The sequence below is a fragment of the Nocardioides sp. genome (assembly GCF_041600255.1).
GTDB lineage: Bacteria > Actinomycetota > Actinomycetes > Propionibacteriales > Nocardioidaceae > Nocardioides.
In genome coordinates, this window is record NZ_JBFIKK010000141.1 from 1 (window position 1) to 7,733 (window position 7,733).

The 7,733-nt window shown below is 73.8% G+C and carries 3 protein-coding genes; 2 read left to right on the forward strand and 1 reads right to left on the reverse strand.

Translation table 11 applies throughout. The features are described 5' to 3' along the window. Positions 1-699, reverse strand: a 699-nt coding sequence (locus ABZE72_RS14245; protein WP_372729694.1) for an MFS transporter, incomplete at its 3' end; no start/stop codon positions are given. A gap of 206 nt (positions 700-905) precedes the next feature. Between ABZE72_RS14245 and ABZE72_RS14250 the strand changes: the two genes are divergently transcribed. Further along, on the forward strand, positions 906-6,137 hold the full coding sequence (locus ABZE72_RS14250; protein ID WP_372729695.1) for a hypothetical protein: 5,232 nt from the start codon (positions 906-908) through the stop codon (positions 6,135-6,137). Continuing rightward, positions 6,134-7,733, forward strand: a 1,600-nt coding sequence (locus tag ABZE72_RS14255) for a BREX system ATP-binding domain-containing protein (protein ID WP_372729696.1), incomplete at its 3' end; no start/stop codon positions are given. The genes ABZE72_RS14250 and ABZE72_RS14255, both read left to right, overlap by 4 nt.

Here is a 7,733-nt window from a genome sequence, read left to right on the forward strand (position 1 = left end):
CACGATCGCCACGATCCCCAGCGGCAGGTTCACCAGGAAGGCCAGCCGCCAGCTCGAGGCGTTGACCAGCGCGCCCCCGATCGGCGGCCCCAGACCGGAGGCGATCGCCGCCGCCGCCCCCCACAGCGCGATCCCGTGCGCACGGCGCTTCGGGTCGAACCCCTCCACCACCAGCGCCAGCGAGGACGGCACCAGCATCGCCGCGCCCAGCCCCTGGAGCACCCGGTAGGCGATCAGCTGGTCCACGCTCGGCGCCACCGCACACAGCACCGAGGCGATCGTGAACAGCGCGACGCCCGCCACGAAGATCCGGCGCCGACCCAGCAGGTCCGCGATCCGCCCGGCCGCCACCAGGAAGGCGGCGAAGACGATGTTGTAGGCGTTCAGCACCCAGCTGAGCTTCCCGATCGACGCGTCCGGGAACGAGCGCTGGATGTCGGGGAAGGCGATGTTCACGATCGTCGAGTCGAGGAACGCCAGGAAGGCGCCGAACGACGCGATCAGCAGCACCGCCACCGAGGTCGGTTGCCGCCGCCGGGTCAGCCGCGGGGCGACCACCGGCAGCACGCCCGGCTCCAGCGCCAGCGGCGGCGTGGGCGCCGCGGCCGGCTCGGGAAGCACGGCCGTGGAGCTGCCCCGGGCGCCGCCGGTACGTCGGTGGCTGCCGGGCTTGCGTGGCGCGGAACGGAGGATCGTCATCGCAACCTCGGGGGGTGTCGAAGGCTTCGACAGGCGCGATCTGCCTGGGAGATGGACTGTCGCCCCCCTCGAGCCACCCCGTCAACCCCCACCCATCCGGAGGGTGCGCAGATGGCCCATCTGGTGCTTGTGCGCTTGTTCCCGCCTCTGATTCACTCGGCAGCGGGAGCACGAATTTTCGGGGGGCCGAAAGGTTCGGTGGCTCCATGTCGGACGCACCCACACCAGCTCGACGTCGCAACGCGCTCAGCCTCTGCCTCAGCGCACTCCTCGCCCTCACCCTGCTGGCCGCCCCGCCCGCCCGGGCGGCAGCCGTCGGCTGGCAGGTGGCCGGGCCCGACGCCCAGGTGCTCTCCGACGGACGGACCTCGCCGCCCTCGTTCCGCTACGACGTCAAGGACCAGAAGAAGAAGGCGGCCGCCTGGACCTTCTCCGTCACTGCCCCGACCACCGAGAAGGTCTCCCTGCCCTGGGTCTGGCGCGGCGACCACGGCCGCACGCAGGTGCGGACCCGGCTGGTCACCGGGATCTACCGCAACGGCGACTTCCACCAGGTCTCCGTGCTCGTCAACGAAGGGCCGGCCGACAGCCCGGCCGGCAGCACCTTCGACCACCACGGCACCACCACCCTCGACGTCCAGGCCGGCGACCGGTACGGCTTCCTGCTGATCGGCTCCCACGAGGAGAAGGTCGGCCCCCTGAAGGGCACCTTCACGATCGCTTCCTCGCCGGTGGTGAGCGTCCCGGAGTCGCCGTACGTGGTGACCTCGCCGGACGACGACGGCGGTGTCGTCACCTTCGAGGCCTCCGCCCGCGACGACCACGACGGCCCGCTGCCGGTCACCTGCACGCCCGCCTCCGGCTCCCGCTTCGACTTCGGCGACACCGAGGTCGCCTGCTCGGCGACCAACTCCTTCGGCCTGAGCAGCACCGAGCACTTCACCGTCCGGGTGTACGCCGACGAGCGGAACATCTCCTGGCCGACCGCCACCCCGATGCAGGCCAACGACACCCGCACCGGTCGGCTGCGGATGCTCGACCAGTCCTTCTGGTACCGCTTCCCGGTCCAGCCGGACAGCACCGTGCAGGTCGACCTGACCGACCTCGCAGCCGACTACGACCTGGTCCTCTTCCGCGACATCGGTCAGGCGTTCACCGACGCGCTCACCCCGCGCGAGCTCAACCAGCTGAGCGCGGAGTTCGCCGCCGACGCCTACTCGCCCTCGGTCTTCTCCCCGTCGGTGTTCAGCCCCTCGGTCTTCAGCCCGAGCGTCTTCTCGCCCTCGGTGTTCAGCCCGGACGCCTACTCTCCGTCGGTCTTCTCGCCCTCGGTCTTCTCGCCGTCGGTGTTCTCGCCCAGCGTGTTCTCACCGAGCGTGTTCAGCCCCAGCGTCTTCTCGCCGTCGGTCTTCTCACCCGCGGTCAGCCTCCCGAGCGTGTTCTCGCCGAGCGTGTTCAGCCCGAGCGTCTTCTCGCCCTCCGAGCTGGCCGACGCGTTCTCCAGCGCCCAGGTCCGCAGCCTGGTCGCGGTCTCCTCCCGCGACGGGCTGGCCGACGAGTCGATCCGGGCCTCCACCTGGGGCGGCACCGGCAACTTCTACGTCCGGGTCCAGGGCCGCAACGGCGCCGCCGCCCCCGGCAAGCCCTTCACGATCACGGTCACCACCACCGGCGGCTCCTGCGACCAGCCGCTCGACACATTCGCCGGCACGCCCACCCGGTTCGGCAGCCCGGGCGCCGCCCGGACCGTGATCCTCACCGACTCCTCCCGGCTGGCCGATGCCCCGATGGCCGCGCTCGAGGCCTTCGCCGCCCGCGACAACATCCGCGGTGTCGTGGTCGACGCCGCCACGATCCCGCGGCTGCAGCGGCTCAACGAGCAGGCCGACGAGCACGTGACCTGTCCCTACGCCAAGAACCTCGTGGCCCAGGGCCTGCGCGACATCGTGAACAGCTACCGCGACGACGACGGCACCCTGCAGTACGTCGTGATCGCCGGCGACGACAGCGTGGTGCCGTTCTTCCGCAGCGCCGACTCCTCCGGTCTCGGCCCGGAGGAGAACTACGTGCCGCCGGTCGCGGACAACTCCTCCTCCCAGGCTGCTCTGCGCCGCAACCAGGTGCTCAGCCAGGACGCGTACGGCGCCCGGGTCGACGTCACGCTCAAGGGAGCGACCGTGCCGGTCCCCGACCTCGCGGTCGGCCGGCTGCTGGAGACCTCCGACGAGATCACCGCCGCCCTGGACCGGTACGCCGCCCTCGACGGCGTCCTGCCCACGCCGCGCAAGGCGCTGGTCACCGGCTACGACTTCCTGACCGACGCCGCCGACGCGGTCTCGGGCGAGTTCCGCGCCGGGCTCGGCGACCCCGGCCGCACCACCGACCTGATCACCGACCGCGACGTGCCGCCCGACATCACCACCGTCGACGGCACCCCCGACCGCCGGCACTCCTGGACCGCCGACGACCTGCGCGCCGAGCTGCTCGCCAAGCGCCACGACCTCGTCTACCTGGCCGGCCACTTCAGCGCCAACAGCGCACTGGCCGCCGACAACCGGACCTCCGTGCTCGCCACCGAGCTGCGCAACCCGGACGTCGACCTCGCCGACACCCTGGTGATGAGCGCCGGCTGCCACTCGGGCTACAACATCGTCGACGGCCACGCCGTGCCCGGCGTGACCGAGCGGCTGGACTGGCCGCAGGCGATGGCGCGCAAGGGTGCCGTGCTGGTCGGCGGCACCGGCTACCAGTACGGCGACACCGACTTCCTGGAGTACAGCGAGCGGCTCTACCTCGGGCTCGCCGAGCAGCTCCGGGTCGGCAGCGGCGCCGTACCGCTCGGGCAGGCGCTGCTCCGGGCCAAGCAGGACTACCTGGCCACCACCCCGGTCCTCTCCGGCATCCACCAGAAGGCGCTCGCCGAGGCCACCCTCTACGCGCTGCCGATGCTCGGCCTCGACCTGCCCGCCGGCCGCACCACCCCGCCCGATCTGCCCAGCCCGACCACCTCACCGGTGACCTCCGGACCGGGATCGGTGCTCGGCCTGCGGACCGCCGACATGACCGCGAACGCGCCCACCACCGTGGTCACCCAGCCCTTCGAGGACCGGGACAACTCCGGCTTCGACCGGTTCACCTACCTGCGCGGCGCCGACGGCACCACGACCTCGCCCGGCCAGCCCGCGCTGCCGCTGCAGTCGATCTCGGTCGGCGTACCCGGCACCGCCCTGCGGGGGGTCGGCTTCCGCGGCGGCCAGTACGTCGACACCCCCCAGGTCGTCCCGCTGACCGGCGCACCCACCACCGAGTACAGCGAGGTGCACACCGCCTTCGACTCCCCGGTCTTCTTCCCCCGGCGCCTGGCCCAGGCCAACACCTGGGGCGCCATCGACGGCGACGGCGGCACCCGGCTGCTGGTCACCCCGGCGCAGTACCGCTCCGACTCCACGGTCACCAGCACGATGCGGCGCTACACCTCCACCGACTTCCGGCTGATGTACAGCGCCAACACCCAGCGGTACGGCGACAACGTGCCCGCCCTGGCCGCGCCGCCGGCGATCACCGGCGTCTCCTCCACGATCACCGGCTCGACCGTGCGGATCTCCGCGCACGTGGTCGGCGACCCCTCCGCCGGCATCCAGCAGGTCTGGGTGACCCGGACCGCCGAGACCGGCCCCTGGTACGGCGCCTGGTCCTCGGTCGACCTGGTCCAGGACGGCGACGACTCCACCAAGTGGACCGGCACGCTGACCCTGCCCGCCGGCCAGCGGGCCGAGGACGTCCGGTTCGTCCTGCAGGCCGTGAACGGGGTCGGCCTGGTGACGATGGAGGACAACGAGGGCCGCGAGTTCGTGCCGGGCACCTCGCCCGGCCACGACCCGGCCCCGGTCGGCACCACGCCCTCGGCGGTCGTGCTGGCCGCCGACGGCGAGGGGGCCTTCGGCTCGACGCTGCCGGTCAGCGCAAGCCTGACCGCCGGCGCCGTCCTGCCGAACCGTCCGGTCCGGCTCACCCTCGGCCAGGCCACCCGGGTGGTGATGACCGACAGCCAGGGGGTGGCGCGGACGACCTTCCCGCTGACCGAGCGGGTCGGCGAGCTGAGGCTCAGCGCGGCATTCGACGGGGATGCCGCGGCTGCGCCCAGCCGCACCGAACGGACCGTCACCGTGACCAGGCGCCCGACCTCGGTCACGCTGACCGGTCCGCCCTCGCCCGCGGTCAGCGGCGAGGACACCGGCGTCCGCGCCACCGTCACCTCCGGCTCGACCGCGATCGCGGACCGCTCGGTGGTCTTCGTGGTCCGCGACGGCGCCACCGTGGTCGGCGCCGCCGTCCGGACCACCGGGCTCGGCGGCCACGCCCACCTGGGCGCCCTGGACCTGCCGCCCGGCCAGCTGAGCGTGACCGCCCACTTCGGCCAGGACGACGTCGACGTGGGCAACGGCCAGCGGGTCGGCACCCGGGACGCCGAGAACCAGCCCTCCACCTCCGAGCCGCTGGCGCTGCGGGTGATGAGCCGGCCGCAGGTCCTGACCGACTCGCTGGCCGACGCGACCGCGGGCTCGCCGTACCTGCAGGTGATCGAGACCGCGGGCGACCCGGACCCGGACGTCGAGGTCACCGGCCTGCCGCCCGGCCTGTCCTACGAGGGCGACGCGATCGAGGGCGTGACCACCACGGCCGGCACCTTCGCGGTCACCATCACCGCCACCAACCAGGTGGGGACGGCGTCGCGCGAGCTCACGCTGACCGTCCGACCCGGGGCGCCGGCGTCGATCACCGCGCTGTCCGGCTCCGGCCAGTCGACGGACTTCGGCACCGACTTCGCCGCGCCGCTGGTGGTCCGGGTCGACGACGCCTTCGGCAACCGGGTGCCCGGCGTACAGGTCGTCTTCTCCTCGCCGCCCAGCGGTGCGGGCACCGACCCCCGGGTCGCCACCGCGACCACGGGCGCGGGCGGCAAGGCCAGCCTGGCGGTCCGGGCCAACGACGTGCCCGGGGCGTACGACGTGACCGCTGCCGTCTCCGGGGTCCCGGGAGCGACGTTCCGGCTCTCGAACCGCTACCGGGTCGGCCCGTTCGGTCCGCCGCTGAACGGCTCCGACGACCCGCCGATCGAGGTGGGCGCCACCGACACGGTGCCGGTCTCGGTGACGATCTCGGACGCCACCGGGCCGGTGCCCGACGCACTCGCGGTCCAGCTGGTCGCGGCCTGCCGGGTGCGGTTCTCCAGCCGGGAGGTCGGCGGCACCCCGCCCGCGTCGGTCTCCCCGCGCTGTCTGGTCTACGACGTGGCCCAGCGCCGCTTCGTCTACCCCGCCTCCGGCACCGAGCTCGGCTGGACCTCCGGCAAGACCTACGTGCTCCGGGTCGAGGTGACCGGGGAGCGCCCGGGCGACCAGCTGGGCCTGCGGGAGGTGCGCATCCGGGTGCGATGACTCCGACCGATCCGCACGACCTCGTCCCGAGCCCGCGGACCCGCTCCATCGTCGGCGACGACCCACACGCCTACGTCGCCGAGGACCGTCGACGCGCCCTCGCCGGGGGGCCCGCTGTCGACGGCCGCGTCACCGGCGCCACCCTCTTCGCCGACGTCTCCGGCTTCACCGCACTGACCGAGGCGCTGGCCGGGGAGCTCGGCCCGCAGCGCGGGGCCGAAGAGCTCACCGTCGTCCTCGAGCGGGTCTTCCACGCCCTGATCCAGTGCCTGCACGACCGCGGCGGCTCGGTGCTCTACTTCAGCGGCGACGCGATCACCGCCTGGCTGGAGGGTGACGACGGCTGGCGCGCGACCAGCTGCGCGATGGCGATGCAGGAGGCAATGGCCCGGGTCGGCACGGTGACCTCGCCGGGCGGCCGGGCGGTCACCCTGGGGGTCAAGGTGGCGGTCGCGGTCGGCACCGCCCGCCGCTTCGTCGCCGGCGACCCGGCGATCCAGCTGATCGACGTGCTGGCCGGCGCCCTGATGGACGAGGTGGCCGCCGCCGAGGGCGCCGCCAGCCCCGGCGAGGTCGTCGTCACCGGCGCCGTGCTGGCCGCGCTCGGCGACCGGGCCCGCCACCTCGAGCTCCGGGATGTCCCGGCCGGGCAGGTCGCCCGGGTCGGCGGGCTCACCGAGCTTGCCGCCGAGCAGCCGCTGGTCCACCTCGACGAGCAGCTGCCCGAGGAGGTGGTCCGGGAGTGGCTGCTGCCGGCGGTCTACCGCCGGATGCAGGCCGGGCGGGGCGAGTTCGTCGCCGACCTGCGCCCGGCGGTGCCGATGTTCGTGCAGTTCGGCGGGATCGACTTCGACGTCGACGAGGACGCCCCCGAGGTCCTCGACACCTTCCTGGTCCGCGCCCAACGCGTCATCGACGGGTACGGCGGCAACCTGCTCCAGCTCACCGTCGGCGACAAGGGCGCCTACCTGTACGGCGTCTTCGGCTCCCCGACCGCGCACGAGGACGACGCGGCCCGCGCCTGCTCGGCCGCCCTCGACCTGCTCGGCCTCGAGGGCGGCGGCATCACCGGGATCCGGGTCGGCCTGGCCGCCGGGCGGCTGCGCAGCGGCACCTACGGGCACCGGACCCGGCGTACCTTCTGCTGCCTGGGCGACCCGGTCAACCTGGCCGCCCGGCTGATGGCCAAGGCGCCCACCGGCGGTGTCCTGGTCTCCGACCGGGTGCGGGCCGCGGCCGGCGACCGGTTCGACTTCGGCGAGGTCCAGCTGCTCGCACTCAAGGGCAAGGCGGCCGCCGCCGCGGCCTCGCCCCTGCTCGGCTCCCACGGTCTCGACCTGGCCGCCGCGCACGCCACCGCCCTGGTCGGCCGCGAGGAGGAGCTCGCCACCCTGCGGGCCGGGCTCGACGCCGTGGCCGGCGGGCAGGGACGCCTGGTCGAGGTCGTCGGCGACATCGGCACCGGCAAGTCCCGGCTGCTGGCCGAGGCAGTCGCCCGGGCCCGGCGCGACGGCCTGACCGTGCACGTCGGTGTCGCCAGCTCCTACGGCGCGGTCGCGGCGTACGAGCCCTGGTGGGACATCTGGCGCGCCCTGC

Bases quoted from the DNA above. Each gene is read 5' to 3' on its own strand.
- ABZE72_RS14250 (WP_372729695.1), top strand. From the start codon at position 906: ATGTCGGACGCACCCACACCAGCTCGACGTCGCAACGCGCTCAGCCTC.